At 70.2% G+C, this 14,420-nt stretch carries 23 protein-coding genes; 11 read left to right on the top strand and 12 right to left on the bottom strand.

Translation table 11 applies throughout. The features are described from left to right. Positions 1-101 precede the first annotated feature (101 nt). The 3 genes from LP418_RS33440 to LP418_RS13805 are packed head-to-tail and all read left to right on the top strand — an operon-like array spanning position 102 to position 1,575. Positions 102-458, top strand: a complete 357-nt coding sequence (locus tag LP418_RS33440; RefSeq protein ID WP_442940269.1) for an EamA family transporter — start codon at positions 102-104, stop codon at positions 456-458. Further along, positions 455-943: a hypothetical protein gene (locus LP418_RS13810; protein ID WP_257956706.1), complete on the top strand. Its 489-nt coding sequence runs from the start codon at positions 455-457 to the stop codon at positions 941-943. The genes LP418_RS33440 and LP418_RS13810 overlap by 4 nt, the downstream gene beginning before the upstream one ends. Then, positions 928-1,575, top strand: coding sequence for an MFS transporter (locus LP418_RS13805; protein WP_257956705.1), 648 nt, complete (start codon positions 928-930; stop codon positions 1,573-1,575). Before LP418_RS13810 ends, LP418_RS13805 begins: the two co-directional genes overlap by 16 nt. 78 nt (positions 1,576-1,653) lie before the next feature. On the opposite strand, the gene LP418_RS13800 is transcribed toward LP418_RS13805, so the two are convergent. Both LP418_RS13800 and LP418_RS13795 read right to left on the bottom strand, forming a co-directional pair. Continuing rightward, positions 1,654-2,199, bottom strand: a complete 546-nt coding sequence (locus tag LP418_RS13800) for a hypothetical protein (RefSeq protein WP_257956704.1) — start codon at positions 2,197-2,199, stop codon at positions 1,654-1,656. Positions 2,200-2,285: 86 nt separating this feature from the next. Further along, positions 2,286-2,675, bottom strand: coding sequence for a nuclear transport factor 2 family protein (locus tag LP418_RS13795; RefSeq protein WP_257957039.1), 390 nt, complete (start codon positions 2,673-2,675; stop codon positions 2,286-2,288). A gap of 68 nt (positions 2,676-2,743) precedes the next feature. On the opposite strand from LP418_RS13795, the gene LP418_RS13790 reads away from it, so the two are divergent. The 5 genes from LP418_RS13790 to LP418_RS13770 all read left to right on the top strand — a co-directional run bounded on the left by LP418_RS13790 (position 2,744) and on the right by LP418_RS13770 (position 6,855). Further along, positions 2,744-3,364, top strand: coding sequence for an LLM class flavin-dependent oxidoreductase (locus LP418_RS13790; protein ID WP_257956703.1), 621 nt, complete (start codon positions 2,744-2,746; stop codon positions 3,362-3,364). After that, positions 3,339-3,623, top strand: a complete 285-nt coding sequence (locus LP418_RS13785; protein ID WP_257956702.1) for a hypothetical protein — start codon at positions 3,339-3,341, stop codon at positions 3,621-3,623. Before LP418_RS13790 ends, LP418_RS13785 begins: the two co-directional genes overlap by 26 nt. 473 nt (positions 3,624-4,096) lie before the next feature. Beyond that, positions 4,097-4,774: a hypothetical protein gene (locus tag LP418_RS13780; RefSeq protein ID WP_257956701.1), complete on the top strand. Its 678-nt coding sequence runs from the start codon at positions 4,097-4,099 to the stop codon at positions 4,772-4,774. A gap of 177 nt (positions 4,775-4,951) precedes the next feature. Beyond that, a complete protein-coding gene (locus LP418_RS13775) occupies positions 4,952-5,731 on the top strand; it encodes an SDR family oxidoreductase (protein ID WP_257956700.1) in 780 nt (259 codons plus the stop codon). After that, the gene (locus LP418_RS13770; protein ID WP_257956699.1) at positions 5,728-6,855 is read left to right on the top strand and encodes a sulfotransferase family protein; all 1,128 of its coding nucleotides are present in this window, start codon (positions 5,728-5,730) and stop codon (positions 6,853-6,855) included. Before LP418_RS13775 ends, LP418_RS13770 begins: the two co-directional genes overlap by 4 nt. Before the next feature lie 36 nt (positions 6,856-6,891). Here the strand turns inward: LP418_RS13770 and LP418_RS13765 are convergent, their stop codons facing one another. Genes LP418_RS13765 through LP418_RS13750 form a run of 4 tightly spaced genes read right to left on the bottom strand, consistent with a single transcriptional unit; the run spans position 6,892 to position 8,699 of the window. After that, entirely contained in the window at positions 6,892-7,299 is a 408-nt protein-coding gene (locus LP418_RS13765; protein WP_257956698.1) for a cytochrome P450, read from the bottom strand. Further along, positions 7,266-7,520: a cytochrome P450 gene (locus LP418_RS13760; RefSeq protein ID WP_257956697.1), complete on the bottom strand. Its 255-nt coding sequence runs from the start codon at positions 7,518-7,520 to the stop codon at positions 7,266-7,268. Before LP418_RS13760 ends, LP418_RS13765 begins: the two co-directional genes overlap by 34 nt. Further along, on the bottom strand, positions 7,471-8,319 hold the full coding sequence (locus tag LP418_RS13755; protein WP_257956696.1) for a cytochrome P450: 849 nt from the start codon (positions 8,317-8,319) through the stop codon (positions 7,471-7,473). Before LP418_RS13755 ends, LP418_RS13760 begins: the two co-directional genes overlap by 50 nt. Then, positions 8,316-8,699: a hypothetical protein gene (locus LP418_RS13750; protein ID WP_257956695.1), complete on the bottom strand. Its 384-nt coding sequence runs from the start codon at positions 8,697-8,699 to the stop codon at positions 8,316-8,318. Before LP418_RS13750 ends, LP418_RS13755 begins: the two co-directional genes overlap by 4 nt. 49 nt (positions 8,700-8,748) lie before the next feature. Between LP418_RS13750 and LP418_RS13745 the strand changes: the two genes are divergently transcribed. Then, entirely contained in the window at positions 8,749-9,093 is a 345-nt protein-coding gene (locus LP418_RS13745; protein ID WP_257956694.1) for a hypothetical protein, read from the top strand. Between the two features lie 312 nt (positions 9,094-9,405). Here LP418_RS13745 and LP418_RS13740 read toward each other — a convergent pair whose 3' ends face one another. The 4 genes from LP418_RS13740 to LP418_RS13725 are packed head-to-tail and all read right to left on the bottom strand — an operon-like array spanning position 9,406 to position 12,365. Beyond that, complete coding sequence (locus LP418_RS13740) at positions 9,406-9,768, bottom strand: response regulator transcription factor (protein ID WP_257956693.1); 363 nt, start codon at positions 9,766-9,768, stop codon at positions 9,406-9,408. Further along, positions 9,728-10,717, bottom strand: coding sequence for a hypothetical protein (locus LP418_RS13735; RefSeq protein ID WP_257956692.1), 990 nt, complete (start codon positions 10,715-10,717; stop codon positions 9,728-9,730). Before LP418_RS13735 ends, LP418_RS13740 begins: the two co-directional genes overlap by 41 nt. Further along, the gene (locus LP418_RS13730) at positions 10,681-12,087 is read right to left on the bottom strand and encodes an ATP-binding protein (RefSeq protein ID WP_442940268.1); all 1,407 of its coding nucleotides are present in this window, start codon (positions 12,085-12,087) and stop codon (positions 10,681-10,683) included. Before LP418_RS13730 ends, LP418_RS13735 begins: the two co-directional genes overlap by 37 nt. Then, on the bottom strand, positions 12,069-12,365 hold the full coding sequence (locus LP418_RS13725; protein WP_257956690.1) for a hypothetical protein: 297 nt from the start codon (positions 12,363-12,365) through the stop codon (positions 12,069-12,071). The genes LP418_RS13730 and LP418_RS13725 overlap by 19 nt, the downstream gene beginning before the upstream one ends. Positions 12,366-12,798: 433 nt before the next feature. Between LP418_RS13725 and LP418_RS13720 the strand changes: the two genes are divergently transcribed. After that, positions 12,799-13,356, top strand: a complete 558-nt coding sequence (locus LP418_RS13720) for an RNA polymerase sigma factor (protein WP_442940197.1) — start codon at positions 12,799-12,801, stop codon at positions 13,354-13,356. A 12-nt stretch (positions 13,357-13,368) separates the two neighbouring features. Then, the gene (locus tag LP418_RS13715) at positions 13,369-13,809 is read left to right on the top strand and encodes a hypothetical protein (RefSeq protein ID WP_257956688.1); all 441 of its coding nucleotides are present in this window, start codon (positions 13,369-13,371) and stop codon (positions 13,807-13,809) included. 4 nt (positions 13,810-13,813) lie between these two features. Here LP418_RS13715 and LP418_RS13710 read toward each other — a convergent pair whose 3' ends face one another. Both LP418_RS13710 and LP418_RS13705 read right to left on the bottom strand, forming a co-directional pair. Continuing rightward, positions 13,814-14,110: a HigA family addiction module antitoxin gene (locus LP418_RS13710; protein ID WP_257956687.1), complete on the bottom strand. Its 297-nt coding sequence runs from the start codon at positions 14,108-14,110 to the stop codon at positions 13,814-13,816. A gap of 11 nt (positions 14,111-14,121) precedes the next feature. Then, positions 14,122-14,403: a type II toxin-antitoxin system RelE/ParE family toxin gene (locus LP418_RS13705; RefSeq protein WP_257956686.1), complete on the bottom strand. Its 282-nt coding sequence runs from the start codon at positions 14,401-14,403 to the stop codon at positions 14,122-14,124. Between the last annotated feature and the right edge of the window lie 17 nt (positions 14,404-14,420).

Here is a 14,420-nt window from a genome sequence, read left to right as displayed (position 1 = left end):
GCTGGTCAGCGCACTCGGCTTCGTGCTGATCAAGAGCTGGACCCCGCCCGTCGACATGATCACGCTGGTCTCCCCGGCAGCTTGTCGTCGGCGGCCCGGCCCTGCTCCCCGTCGCCCTCATCGTCGAGGGCGCGCCGCCGGCCGTCGACCTCTCGGCGGCGCTCGGCTATGCCCGGATCGCGATCGTCGGCACCGGCCTCGCCTACGTCTGCTGGTTCACCGGCCTGCGCGCCATGCCGGCCGGGGCCGTATCCCTGATCGGCCTGCTCAACCCGGTGGTGGGTACGGCGCTGGGCGTCGCGTTCGCCCATGAGGCGTTCGGTCCCGCGCAGGCGCTGGGTGTGCTGCTCGTCATCGGCGGGGTCGTCCTCGGCCAGCGGGTGGCCCGCCCGAGGAAGGCAGCGCCTGTCGGCCCGGTGCAGCCGACGCCCGAGCGAGGGATGACAATGGCGAGGTGACATCAGGGGGCACGGAGGCCGCGGACTTCCGTCTGCGCGACATCGCCCTCGCGGCGTACGGGCCCTCGATCGTCAGCGCGATCGGCCACGGGGCCGTCATCCCGATCCTCGCCCTGCGAGCCCTCGAGCTCGGGGCCGATGTGTCGACCGCGGCCTTCATGGTGGCGCTGCTCGGGCTCGGCAGCCCGGTCGCCTCCCTGCCCGCCGGCGCTCTCGTCGCGCGCATCGGCGAGCGGCGAGCCCTGACCACCGTCGGCTCCCTCGACGCGGTCGCGATGGCCTTCGCCGCCGCCACCGACTCGGTGGCCGCGCTCGGCGTCGCGGTCGTCCTCAGCGGCATGACCACGGACGGTCTTCATGATGGCGCGCCGGGGCTATCTCATCGACGCCGTGCCGCTCGCCTTCCGCGCCCGGGCCATGTCGGCGATGGGCGGCAGCATGCGTATCGGCGTCCTCATCGGACCCCCCGGTGGGGGCGGCCCTGATCCGAGTCGGCGGGCTGACACGGGTCTTCTGGCTGGCTGCGGCCATGTCGCTCGTCTCGGCCCTGCTGGCGCGATCGATGCCCGACTACGGCTCGGAGCGCCGCGCCACCGCCCCGCACCTGTCGGTCTCCTCGGTGCTGGCGGCCCACCGACGCACGCTGCTCACGGTCGGCGTCGCGGTCGTCATCATCTCCGCCAGCCGGGCGCTGCGGATCGGTCTGCTCCCCCTGTGGGCCGAGCACGTCGGGCTGTCCGCGAGCACCACGTCGCTGATCTTCGGGGTGGCCGCCGCGGTCGACCTCGCCTTCTTCTGGCCCGGTGGCTGGCTGATGGACAACTACGGGCGGTTCGTCGTCGCCGTACCCGTCGTCGCGACCACGGCCATCGGCTGCCTCCTGCTACCGCTGTCCACCACGGCCGTCACGGTCGGCGCCGTGATGGGGCTGATCGCCGTCGGCAACGGCCCGGGCGCGGGAATCGTGATGACGCTCGGCGCGGACACGGCGCCGGTCGAGGGGGGCGCGCACACCCGGGCGGCTGGCGACTGTGCGGCGACATCGGCGGCTCCGGCGGAGCGTTGCTCGTGGGGGCCGTGGCCGCGGTGGCGCCCCCGGCGACCGCCTGCGTCGTGATGGGGGCGGGCGCGGCCGTCGGGACACTGTGGGTCGGCTACTTCACCCACCGGGTGGACCTCGGTCAGAGAAAGTTGGCTAGCCGACGGTGACGACGACCTCGTTGGACAGGATGTCCTTGTCGGTGTCGATCACGCGGAAGGTGTTCACGCCCGGCTGGCCGGTCTGGATGGTGCCGCCGAACGTCTGGTTGCTGACGGTCATGGTGACCGGGAAGTCCCGCCACTCACCGTCGCCGACCTTCTGCTGCACCTGAAGGATTGCACCCTCGCCCGTGGGGAAGGTGCCGGTGAGGTCGATCGACTGCATGGCGGTCACCGACTGCTGGCCGGCCGTCAGCGAGATCTCGCTGGTCGTCGCACTCGTCGACGGGTCGACGGACTCGGCGGTGGGAGAGGCCGGCGTCTCCGGGACCACGGTCTCGGAGGTGATGGTCGGCTCGGGCAGGTAGAGCGTCGCACTGTTAGTCGAGTCGTCCTGCGCGGAGGCAGCCGGGTCACCGTCGAGGCCCATCACCTTGCTGCCGACGAGCGCGGCCAGACCGCCGATGATGCCGATCACCGCGGCGACGGCGACCAGCGCGATCAGCCCGGTCAGGACCGGGCGGTCCTCGGTGTCGACCACGTGCACTCTCCTCGTTGCGTCCTGCTGTCGCCCCATTGTCACGGACGGGCGGGTGAGAACCCAACCGGGTCGGTGACCCAGCCCGGTCAGAAGCCGCGGGTCCACACCATGTCGTCGACGATGCCGCGCGAGCGCCAGCCGTTCGGCGTACGCACGAGGTCGTGGTGGTAGTAGCCGCCCACCTCCCACAGCTTCTCCGTGCCGTCCGGGTTGATGCTCACCATCGGGTTCGTGAAGTACGCCGTCGCGCGGGCCGCGTCCCCGTCGAGCTCGATCGAGATCTGCCCGACGAGGTGCTGGAACCGGTCGAAGCCGGCCGGGCCCTTCTCGATCCACGGCACCACGACAGCCGGGACGTCCTTCGGCCCGCCGACGATCGAGTAGTCGAGGACCGCGTCGTCGGTGAAGACGTGGGCGAGGTCGTCGAAGGAGCGGGTGTCGACGGCGCGCGTGTAGCGCGTGATGAGGTCGGTGATCTCCCCGGCGGTCGCTCAGCTCCTGCAGGTCCATGGCGCCAGCCTAGAACACGTTCTACTGTGTAGCCATGAGATTCACGTACGCCGAAGCGATGACCGACGCGAGGCTCTACGCACCGCTCGCCCGGGCTGCCGAGGCGGCTGGCTACACCTCGATGACGGTGGCCGACTCGCTGATCTATCCCAAGGAGTCGGACTCGAGCTATCCCTACACCGACACGGGCGATCGCGAGTTCCTCGAGGACAAGGAGTTCATCGAGACGATGGTGCTCTGCGCGCACCTCTTCGCGGTGACCTCGACGCTGCGGCTGACGCCGTTCGTGCTCAAGCTGCCGGTGCGCCCGCCGGTGCTGGTCGCCAAGCAGGCCTCGTCGCTGGCCTTCCTCTCCGACAACCGGCTCGGGCTCGGCGTCGGACTCTCGCCCCGGCCGGAGGACTTCGTGACGCTGGGCGTGCCGTGGGAGCGGCGGGGCAAGCGGATGGACGAGTGCATGGACGTGCTGCGCGGACTGACCTCGGGCGATTTCTTCGGCTACGACGGGGAGTTCTACAAGTTCCCGGCGCTGAAGCAGACTCCCGCGCCGAGCGCTCCGATCCCGCTCCCCGGTCGGCGGGCACAGCGACGCGGCGCTGCGCCGCGCCGTACGCAAGGGAGACGGCTGGATGCACGCCGGCGGCGACGGGGATGAGCTCGACCGGCTGCTCACGCGGCTGGCTTCGATCCGGGCCGAGGAGGGGGACACGCGTGATGACTTCGAGGTGCACGTCATCTCCTACGACGCCTACACGCCGGACGGGGTGAAGGCGCTCGAGGACCGCGGGGTCACCGACTGCATCGTCGGGTTCCGCGTGCCCTACACCAAGGGGCCGGACCTCGAGCCGCTCGAGAAGAAGGTCGAGCACCTGGAGCGGTACGCCGACTCGGTGATAGGACGCATCGGTGGTTGAGGAAGGACGAAGTCCTGTCACGAAACCGCTTGACGCATTCCGCGAGGCGGTCGCCGAGGCCGAGCGGATGATCCGCAACCCGCCCTTCGAGATCACCGATCAGGAGCTCGCCGAAGGGCTCGACTACCTCGCCGGCTCGATCCGCTCGGCGATCCAGATGGCGTTCGACTACGACCTCGAGCACCCGGTGCTGATCAACCCGACGCACCAGTACGCGCGCCGGGGCCTCGACAACCCCGACGCGATCTACTTCAACGCCTACCTCACGTCCGGCGCTTCGTATGTCGTCTCCGGACAGCGCGGCACGACCGCCGACCTGTCCTTCCAGATCATGAGCGGGGGCTACACGTCCTCCGGCACGCCGGACACGCTGGCGGCCTTCGACGACCGGTCGCTCTCAGTTTCGGACGACGGCTCCTTCGAGTGGAGGTTCGGGGCCCGAGCTCGGACTCCGCAAGGGCTCGACGCTCATCGTGCGCGAGGTCTATTCCGACTGGCTTTCCGAGGACCGCGGCACCTTGCGCATCCAGCGCCTCGACACCGCCGGGGTGCCGCGCGCTCCGGTCTCGGTCGACCGGATCGAGAAGAGGTACGCCGTTGCGGCGAAGCTGCTCACCGGGCGGCTGTCCACGTGGTTCGCCTTCCCGGAGTGGTTCACCTACAAGGAGCCGGTCAACACCCTGACCGCCCCGGCCACGACGCCCGGGGGCCTGACCACGCAGTTCTCCTCGATCGGGCACTACGCGCTCGGCGACGACGAGGCGCTGGTCGTGGAGGTGCCGGTGAGCGCGGCGCCGTACCAAGCGATCCGGGTCGGCTCGAAGTGGTACGTGTCGACCGACTACGAGCACCACCAGACCTCGCTGACCGCGGCGCAGTCGGTGCGCTCCGGCGACGTGCTCCGCTACGTGATCTCCGAGCGCGACCCCGGGATCGCGAACTGGCTGGAGACCACCGGGCACACGGCTGGCGTGATGATGCTGCGCTGGCAGCGGACGGACGAGACACCGGGCGGGCCCGTCGTGAAGGTCGTGCCCTTCTCCTCGCTCGCGTCGATGTCGTCGCTGGACGACCAGCGGGTCACGCCGGCGGAGTACGCCGCGCGGATCGAGGCGCGCCGAGTCGGGGTCGCGCGGCGGATGATCAGCTGACCATCACAGGAGGCCCGGGGTTTCGTGACGGTCGCTGCGCGACCTCCTCAACCGCCGGCTCGGTAGTCCAGTGGCAGATGGTCGTGAATCGACCCTTGGGACGACCGTCTGCCACTGGACTACGCGGGCGGGACCAGCCCCTCGACGCGCAACTGGAACACGTTCTAGTCTGCGGGCATGACGTTGCTGAAGGACAAGGTGATCGTGCTCTCCGGTGTCGGGCCCGGGCTTGGCCGCGCGCTCGGTGAGGAGGCGGCGCGGATGGGCGCAGATCTGGTGCTCGCGAGTCGCACGGAGCGCCGACTGGAGAAGATGGCGGCCGTCGTGCGTGAGCTGGGGGGCCGGGCCCTCGCCGTACCCACCGACATCACCGACGAGGCGCAACGGGCACGGCTCGTCGAGAAGGCGCTGGAGGAGTTCGGCCGCGTCGACTGCCTGATCAACAACGCCTTCGGGATCCCGCCGATGGACCCGATCTCGACCCTCGACCTCGACGCACTGCGAGCGGCACAGGAGACCAACGTCTTCGCGCCCCTGCGGCTGAGCTCGCTGTTCGCCGACGCCCTCGCCGAGTCGAGCGGCTCGATCATCAACATCAGCTCGTGCGTGGTCTACACGTCGCAGCCGGAGTACAGCGGCTACAAGCTGTCCAAGGGCACGCTGCAGCACCTGAGCTCCAGCCTCGCGACCGAGCTCGGGCCGCGCGGGATCCGGGTCAACTCGGTCGCGCCCTCCTACATCTACGAGGACGTCAACAAGGCCTACTTCGACTGGATCGCCTCCGAGTCGGGACGCACGCACGACGAGGTCTACGCGGAGAAGGCCGCGCCGACAGACCTCAAGCGGCTCGCGACGCCCGACGAGGTCGCGCGGGCGACGCTGTTCCCGGCGAGCGACCCGGCCAGCGCGGTGACCGGGCAGACGCTGAACATCGACTGCGGCGAGTTCCACTCGTGAGACAGCGAGACGACGTCGGATCGCTGGCGGACATCACTGCGGCGGCCATGCGTACGACCGGCCTGACCGACCTCGGCGACGACACCCACGAGGAGGGCCTGCAGGTCCTGCTCAAGGACTACGCGACCGTCTCCGGACTGACCGACGTCGGCAACTACCGCATGCGCGGCATGGTCAAGGGCCTGCTCGTCGCAAAGCTGATGGCGCAGCAGGGCTTCAGCGCCAACCCTGCGTCGAAGGACGTCGCGATCGAGAAGCCCGTGTTCATCATGGGCCTCCCCCGATCCGGTACGACGCTGCTGCAACGCCTCATGACCGCGGACCCTGCGCACCAAGGGCTCGAGCAGTGGCTGGCCGACCTCCCCCAGCCGAGGCCGCCGCGCGACACCCGGGAGTCCGACCCGATCTTCAGCGCGATGCAGGGTGGCTACGCCGCCTTCCACGAGGCCAACCCCGAGCTCGCCGGGCTGCACTACTCCGACGCCGCGTCGCACGAGGAGTGCTGGCGACTGCTCCAGCACGCCGGCCGCTCCGTCGCCTTCGAGACCCGGGCCTTCACGCCGTCATATTCGGCGTGGCTCCGGGAACAGGACTGGACCCCCGCCTACGAGCGCCACCGCGACCTGCTCCGGCTGATCGGGATGCACGACGCCGACCAGCGCTGGATCCTCAAGAACCCCAGTCACCTCGTCGCGCTCGACGCGATCCGGACGGTCCATCCCGAAGCGGTCATCGTGGTCACCCACCGCGACCCGGTGGCCTGCACCGCGTCGATGTGCTCACTGGCCGCGGCCTCGACGCGCGGCACGTCCGACGTCTTCGTCGGTGACACCATCGGCCGCACCCAGCTCGACCTGCTCGTCCGCGAGCAGGCGGCACTCCGCGCGAGCCCGCACTCGGGGGACGTGATCGACGTGGCGTACGGCGACCTCGTCGCCGACCCCCTCTCGACCCTGCGGAGCGTGTACGCCGAGGCCGGGCTCACCCGGAATGACGCGGTCGCAGCGGCCGCGTCGGCCGAGCTCGCGCGGTCACGCAGCGGCGTACGCGCTCCGAAGCATGCCTATGACCCGGCCGACTACGGGCTCACCGAGGCGCAGGTGCGCGACGCGCTCGAAGCCTGAGCCGCCTTGGTTTCGACACGGCGCTGGCGCGCCTGCTCAACCAGCGGCGGAGCGAGTGACGCGGATGATCGCGCCGTCCCGCGGCACGCTGGTGATGTTGCGGACCTTCGGCTGGTCCTCGCCCATCGCCTCGACGGCATAGCTCGAGAGCACTTCGCGGAGCACGACCACGCCCTCCATCAACGAGAAGCCGGCGCCGATGCAGCGGCGCACGCCCCCACCGAACGGGATCCGAGTGTTGGTGGCGGGCTGCCCGTCGATGAAGCGCTCCGGCCTGAACGCCTCCGGCTGGTCATGGTTGTCCGCTCGCGAGTGGGCGATGATGATCGAGGGCCCGACGGTGGTGCCGGCGGGCAGGTCGTAGCCGCCGATGCTCGCAGGCTTCATCAGCGTCCGGACCACCATCGGGATCACCGGGTGCAGCCGCATCGACTCCTTGAGCACCGCCTCGAGCCAGTCGTCGTCACCCTCGAGCGCCGCGGGCGCGAGCGGGCGAGCAGCGACGGCGAGCGGCCGAGATCGTAGAGCGCCCACGCCAGCGCCGTCGCGGTCGTCTCGTGGCCGGCCAGCAGCAGGGTGACGAGCTGGTCGCGGAGCTCCTCGTCGGTGAGGCGGTCATCGGTGGAGTCGCCCTCGGTGCCGACGCGGATCAGGCGCGACAGCACGTCGGTCCGCGTGGCCGGGTCGGACGCCGCGCGCCGCCTCGCGGATCTCGGCATAGATCAGGGCGTCGAGCTCGAAGGAGTTGTCCTTCGAGCGCTTCCACGGTCCGAGGTTCTGCAACCGCGGCATGCCGTAGCCGAACAGGATGGCCGGGCTGATGTCGACGACCTTGTTGACCCGCGGCCGCATCTGCGCGAGCCGCGACTCGTCGGTGACGCCGAAGACGACGCGCAGGATCACCTCGAGGGTCAGCCGGTTCATCCGCTGGAGGGCTGAGAACGACTCCCCCGGCAACCACGAGTCCACCTCCGCCGTGGCGACGTCGGTCACGAGTGCGGCGTACTCACGCAGGGCATGGCCGTTGAAGGCCGGCATCAGGAGCTTGCGGGCGCGCTTGTGCTCGCTGGAGTCCTGCAGCAGCAGCGAGTGCTCGCCCATCATCGGGCCGAGGATCGCGTTGCCCTTGCCGGCGTGGAAGACCTCGGGGTCGCCGGCGAAGATCTCGCGTGCGTGCTCGGGCCCGGTGAAGAGCACGAGCGGTCGGCCCTGCGGCAGGATCCGCACGGTGAACGCGTCGCCGTAGCGGCGGTGCGCCCACGGCACGAAGCGGTGCCGGAAGCGCAGCAGCCCGATGCTCTGGATGATCGCCGGCCAGCCCGGACCGGGCGGCAGCCCGTGGAGGTCGACCGGGGTGCTCGATCCGGCCAGCGGCCGCATCTTCTCGTAGCGCCGGGCGCTGAGGGCGTACGCCGCAGCGTCGGTCGTCGCCATCTGCTCGGGCCGCTGCTCCGGGCTCGTCATGGACCGATCGTAGGCCGGATCTCGAAGCGCGTCGTGCGCTTGAGCTTGAGGTCGCCGCAGCTCTGACGACGCTCGGGGCCGGGCACCTCGACGACCTCGACGTCAGGGCTGCCGCCGGCCGGGACGTGCAGCTCGAGCACCTGCTCGACGCCGCTGCGCCCGGCGCGGCCGCGGCTCAGGTCGACCGGGACGCCACCGGCCTCGACCTGCGCACAGGCATCGACCGCGTTGTCGGTGCTGAGCCGGCCCGGGGTGTGTCCGCTCGGCAGCGCCAGCACGGTGCCGGAGAAGCGGTGTCCGCCGAGGTGGGTCGTCTCCCCGGGTCTCCTCGGGCCAGCGCGCCGCGAGGGCCGCGGTGATCGGGCGCCCGATCTCGGCACAGCACCGGTCGCGGCGACCGTTGGTGCAGACGAGCCACAGGCCTCCGTCGTGGTCTTCCAGCTCCTTCGAGAGATCGAGGTCCAGCAGGTCGTCCACACTGTGCAGAACAGCGGTGCGTACGGCGAACCCGTCGGCGTCCGTCGTCGCGTGGAAGATCCGCACGCCGGGACCGCTGGTGCCACCGTTGCGCCGGATCAGCTGCACGCGGATCCCGGACAGGCCGTCGAGGTGCGCCTTCACCGCCTCGGGCAGTCGGCTCTCCGCGACGGCCCGGCGTCCCCGAGCCCCGGGGTACTCCACGAAAAGGAAGGCGGAATCCGTCGGCGCCGTACCGGCCAGTGGCTCGCCGTCGTCGCGGCTGCCCACGTGGCAGCGGAAGTCGTCACTTCGTGACGGGCCTTGGCGGCCCTCCTCAGTACCAGCGTCTGTCACTCACGACATTGTGCCCGGCGCCCGGGTGTCCGTGTTTCGGCCCCCATCGAGCGTCGAGTTACCGAACCTGCACGGGGGTCCGCCAGCCCTGAAACCCCAGTACGGTTCGGTAACTCCGGTGGACTAGCCACGCGGTCGCCGTACGCGGAGGTCGGCAGTTCACGGACGTGTGAGCGCTCGCGAGCGTGCCGCGCGTCGGCGGAGCGGCCAACTGCCGACCGTGTCTCTTGGATCGAGACCGGGAGATCCATCAAGACTCGAATCACTGGTCGTTCAGGCCGGGATCAGCCCATCGCGGCGGGCGATCGCGGCGGCCTCGGTGCGGGAGGAGGCGGCGAGCTTGCCGAGGATGTTGGAGACGTGGACAGACACGGTCTTGGTGCTGATGAAGAGCTGCTTGCCGATCTCGCCGTTGGTGCGGCCCTGCGCGACCGGGGCCGGGATCTCGGCCTCGCGCGGGGTGAGGCTGACGTCGGAAGGCTGCGAGGGCTGGGCGGTCGAGCCGAGCGTCGTGAGCTCGGCCAGCAAGGGTTGCGCGCCCATCGCGCGCGCCGACTGACGCGCCGAGTCGGCCATCGCGCGGGCGCCTGCGGCATCACCGGTCGCGCGCAGCACCTCGGCGCAGCGGGCGCGCACGCGTGCGATCTCGTAGACGTCGCCGTACGCGACGAAGGCCTCCTCGGTGGCGCGCCAGACCGAGACGAGCTCGTCGCTGCCGGGCGGGTCGAGCTGGCTCAGCCACCGGAAGCGCAGGTCCTCGGCGGCGAGGCGCGCCACCCGAGCCCGGTATTCGGGGCCGCGAGAGGTGTCGTATTCGGCATAGAAGTCGATGACGCGTTCGCCGTCGTGCAGCATGCGGCGGACGACCTGTGCGGCGGCCTCGCGCTGGGCGACGGACTGCTGGGAAGCGGCGCTCGCGTGGACCCCGATGACGATCGCGGTCCAGGCGCAGCCGCGCCCGGAACCACTCGTGCCACAGCGGGCGGACGGTCGCGACGACCTGGTCGTAGATCTCCGTGGCGCGCTCCGGGTCAGTCGCCCGGTCGGCCCTGACCAGCTCGGCCGAACCACCCACGATGGCGATCAGGCCGTCGCGCGACCAGTAGTCGCGCAGCGCCGTGAACGAGTCGGGCTTGCACGTGCCGCGGATGACGCTGATGTGGACCCGGTGGGCGAAGTAGAGCCACTCGTAGACCATCGGCGGGTTGAGGCCCCCGACGTCGAGCAGGGACCAGGCCTCGTCGAGACGGCCGAGGACGGTCAACACGGTCGCCTTCATCCAGCGCGCCTCGGCCGGGAACGGCGCCCAGCGCAGGCCGACCTCCTCGCCGCGACGGATGACCTCGTCGTAGACCTCGACGGCGCCGGCGAAGTCACCGCGGTCGCGCTGGAACCGAGCCGAGAAGTAGAGGGCACGGAGCTCGGCCTCGACGTGCCCCTCGGCACGGGCCCGCTCGGCGGCGCCGCGCCGGGCGGCCGGAAGCTTGTCGAGGTCGGGAGAGTCGTCGAGGCTGATCAGCGTCGTCGAGATCTCGACCGCGATGCCGGTCAGGCTGTGGCGCTCGGCGAGCGCCAGCCCCTCCATCGCGACCGCACGCGCACGTTGCTCGTTGCGGCGGCCCAGCCGACTGCGCGTGCACGCCGAGGGCACGGGCCAACAGCTTGGGCGGCGCGTCGGCCAGCAGCTCGACGGCCTCGGCCGCGATGGCCTCGGGGTCGTCGGTGGTGTCGGTCATCATCAGTGCGGCCGCGATTGCCGTCAGGATCTGGCCACGGTCGATCGCGGAGGCGTCGGCCGGCATGGAGGCGAGGTGGGAGCGGAGCACGGTCACGGCCTTCGACACCCGGCCGGCCGCGATGAACGCCTCCGCGCACCGGCGCACGAGCGCGTGCAGGTCGATGTCGTCGGGCACGTCGGGGAGCTCGGCGAGCAGCTTCCACGCGTCCGGGAACTGCATGGCCGCCTCGTTGGGACCGCCGACCGCGAAGGCCCGGGTTGCCGGCTTCGATGCTGGCCACGGCCGCGGTGAGGCGGTCGCCGGCACGGCGGGCGTGCAGGGCGAGCTCGCCGGCCGTCCCGACCACCCGGCCCGACTGCAGCGCCTCCATGAACGAGGTGTGCAGGCGGGCCCGCTCGCCGGGCAGCAGGTCGTCGTAGACCGCCTCGCCCGGGAGCGCGTGCCGGAAGGCGTACGACGAACCGCGCGCCTGCGCCAGCACGTTGGACTCCACCGCTGACCGCAGGGCGCCCTCGAGCTCGGCGGCGCCGAGACCTGTGACCGCTGCCAACAGCTCGTGGGAGACGTGGCGCCCGGCCACGCTGGCGACCCTGACGACCTCGAGGGTGCGCTCGTCGAGCCGGTCGAGCCGCACCAGCAGCACGTCGGCCAGCTCGGTCGGGATCTGGCCACCGGTCGCCCGGGTCGCCCCGACGAGCTCCTCGACGAAGAACGCGTTGCCCTCGGCGCGGTCGACGATCTCGGCGACGCTTGCCTCGGTGATGGTCGCGAACTTGTGCATGGCATAGACCAGCCGTCGCACGTCACCGTCGGACAGCGGCTCGACACGGAGCCGCTCGACCCCGCGCAGTCGCGCCCACTCAGCCACCCGGGGTCGCAGCGGGTGTCGCCGGTGCAGGTCGTCGGAGCGGTAGGACACGACCAGCGCGACCGGGCCGGCGAACGGGCGGGAGAAGAGGAAGCTGAGCATGTCGCGGGTCGACTGGTCGGCCCAGTGGGTGTCCTCGACGACCACGAGCAGCGGGCCGGCCTCGGCGAGGGTCTCGAACAGGTCGTGGACCGCAGCGAAGATGTTGCCGCGGTCGAGCGACTGGTCCTCGTCGTGGTCGTCGGTGGCGCGGACACGACGGCCCGGCTGGAGGCGGGCGAGTGTGGGGTGACGGTCCGTCACGCTCGCGGCCACCTCCGGCCGGTCCGTCAGGACGCGACCGAGGATCTCGGAGAAGGGGAGATAGGGCAGGGACCCGTCGGCCGGAGTCGAGGCAGTGCCCGGCCAGCACCAGCCAGCCCTCCCCGAGGGCGACGTCGCGGAGCTCGGTCAGCAGTCTCGTCTTGCCGACTCCGGCGTCCCCGGCCGGGGAGCACGGTGCGGCTGTCGGCGTACGTCGAAGTGCCGGTCGGACTGGTGGTGGACGCGCGAATGCCGAGCCGGGAGATCAGCTCCTCCAGCTCGGCATCGCGTCCGACGAGGTCGGTGCTGCGGGTGGTCGACACAAGGGTCATTGTGTCGCCTCCCACCGACATCGCCTCCCCAGTTTGTGTCTGGGTCGTGCTCATCGTGCGTCGTCCGCTTCGCGGCCCGCTTGGCAGCGGCCAGCTGACGGTGCGTGGCCAGTCCGCGGCGTACGCGACCCTCGCGATAGGTGACCTCGGCGTTCAGGAAGCTGTCGGTGGTGAACATGGTATTTCTCCTTCATCTGGGTTGATGAGAAGAGATTCCGCCGCTGAGGTAGGCACCCACATCGGGCAGGTGTCCTATCTCTGTGGGGACAGCTACCTCAGATCGTCTGAACGGCTACCTCAGAAATCGCTAGCATTCGCTGTATCAGGCGGCCTGCAGCGCGCTCTTAACCACAGTGAGGGACGTCATCATGATGAGTGAAGGACGCGTTCCAGACGCCGCACCGTGGCCGTCCGGGGGTCGGACATGGCGCTCTTGGTCAACGAGGCTCGCGGGGGAAGCCAGTCTGCGTGGAACCAGCTCGTCGAACGCCTTCTGCCTCTGGTGACGTCCCTCATTCGTCGACACCGGCTCTTCGGGGCCGATGCCGACGATGTCAACCAGACCGTCTGGTTGCGGCTGGTCGAGCACCTGGACCGGATCGACGAACCGCGGGCGCTGCCCGGGTGGCTGGCCACGGTCACCCTGCAACGAGAGCCTGCGCTACCTGCAGAAGCGCAACCGGACGGTGCCGGCGGATCCCCGGGAGTCGCCGGTGTTCGAGCGGGACGACGAGTCACCCGACCTGATCGAAGAACTGATGGCGACCGAGCGGCACTCGGCGCTGGTGGATGCACTGCTGGAGCTGCCGGACGACCGTCGGGCACTCCTGCTCCTGCTCACCGAAGACCCAGCACCGAGCTACGCGGAGATCAGCCGACGAACCGGCATCCCCGTGGGCAGCATCGGGCCGACCCGGGCCCGCGCGATCGACCAGCTGCGCAAGAGCCGGGCACTGCGACACCTCACCCCACCTGCCCCTGACGGGAGAACCCCATGAACGAGAGCACCCCTGAAGACCAGGCCGTCCTCGACGACCTCGCTCTTGCTCTTCGCGCGTACGACGATGTCGACCCTCGCCATCGAGAGGCCGCTCAGGCCGCGTTTGCCCGGCGCAACATCGACGAGGAGCTGATGGAGCTGACCTACGACTCCCTCACCGAGGCGTCGACGGTCCGCAGCGCCGGCGTCGACGAGCCGCGCACCGTCTCGTTCAGCTCCAGCATCGGCACGCTGGAGCTGGAGATCGACGGCGAGCGGATCATGGGCCACGTGCTCCCGGGCGGGACCGTGACCGTGGTGATGACCAACGTCGTGGGTCAGCGCGTCGAGTCGCCCAGCGACGAGGACGGCGTCTTCGAGCTGATGGGCTCACTGCCCGGGCCGGTGCGCTTCACGATCGAGGGCACCGGCACGACGCAGTGGCTGACCTTCTGATCACTCACACCGCTTCTTGCAGCGGCTTGATCTCATTCAGCGCCGACCCGAGATGATCCTTCTCGACCTCGAGGTCGAAGCGAGTCTGGAGGTTCAACCAGAACCTGTCCGTGGTGCCGAAGTAGCGGGCCAACCGCAGAGCGGTGTCTGCGGTGACACGGCGCTTGCCGTGCACGATCTCGTTGATCCGGCGCGGGGGGACCCCGATGGCGACCGCCGTGCCGTTCTGGCTGATCCCCAGAGGCCCGAGGAAGTCTTCCATCAAGATCTCGCCGGGGTGGATCGGAGTCATGGTCGTCATCTGGCGCCTCCTCAGTGATAGTCGACGATCTCGACGTCGGCGGGTCCGGCGTCGGTCCACGTGAAGCAGATTCGCCACTGTTGATTGATGCGGATGCTGTGTTGTCCTGCCCGATCACCACGCAGGGGTTCAAGTCGGTTGCCGGGCGGCACTGGCAGATCGGCCAAGGTCTCAGCAGCGTCCAGCATCACCAGCTTGCGCAAGGCCGTTCGCTCGATGCGCGGATCGGGGCTCGTGACCCGTTGTCGTGACCAGAGCCGTTCGGTCGCAGAGTCCCGAAAAGATCTGATCACTCACCCACTATAACGCA

Origin of the sequence: Nocardioides sp. B-3, from assembly GCF_024703895.1 — a bacterium.
Classification (GTDB): Bacteria; Actinomycetota; Actinomycetes; order Propionibacteriales; family Nocardioidaceae; genus Nocardioides.
Note: the sequence above shows the minus strand (reverse complement) of the source record. Positions and strands in the feature narration are given on the sequence as shown.